Raw genomic sequence first — 794 nt, 5'->3', positions numbered from 1 at the left:
AAAGTGGTTCATAAACTATTTGATATCATATTCTTAGCCGTCAGCGCTGTTGTGTCTGGATGCCAAGGCTGGGAAGATATTGAAGATTTTGGTCATGATAGATTAGATTGGCTCAGAAAATATGTCCCCCTAGAGCAAGGTATTCCTCGTCATGACACAATTGCCCGCGTACTAAGCCGTATTGATATGACGCAATTTCAAGATTCTTTTTCTTCTTGGATGAAAGCATGCACTAAGTTAACCCAGGGCGATGTCGTAGCTATTGACGGAAAACGGTTAAAAGGGTCTTTTAATCAATCAGATAGGCGCGATGCACTTTATATGGTCAGTGCGTTTGCATGCGAAAATGGTGTCGTTTTAGCGCAATGTCCTGTTGATAAAAAGTCGAATGAAATAACAGCGTTACCAACACTTCTTGAGTTACTTGAGATAAAAGGGTGCTTAGTCACAATTGACGCCATGGGGTGTCAAAAATCAATTGCAGAAAAAATAGTGAGCAAAGAAGCTAATTACCTTCTTGCAGTGAAGGCAAATCATAAAGGACTCCTGTCGCAAATAGAGGGGGCTTTATTACCGGAGATAACACGACAAGCGTCTGAAGGGATTTTGTTTAATGAAGCAGATTATCAAAAAAACAGAGAGGAGTTTAGGTGTTGTGCAGTGCGTCATGATGTAAGTGATTTATCAGAAACGATACACTGGGAAGGTGCAAAGACGGTGGGCGTTATTGTTTCCTACAGAAAGGAAAAAGGTAAAGTAAGCAATGAGTTATGTTATAGGTACTATATCAGTTC

Annotated in this window: 1 protein-coding gene; it reads left to right on the top strand. The window is 40.3% G+C overall.

The window, feature by feature from the left end; genetic code table 11:
• On the top strand, positions 1–794 hold a 794-nt coding region (locus I6F65_RS21455; RefSeq protein ID WP_197114854.1), incomplete at both ends, for an ISAs1 family transposase.

The organism is Pseudoalteromonas sp. SWXJZ94C (assembly GCF_015864385.1).
GTDB lineage: Bacteria > Pseudomonadota > Gammaproteobacteria > Enterobacterales > Alteromonadaceae > Pseudoalteromonas.
This window is presented reverse-complemented; position numbering and strand designations above follow the sequence as displayed.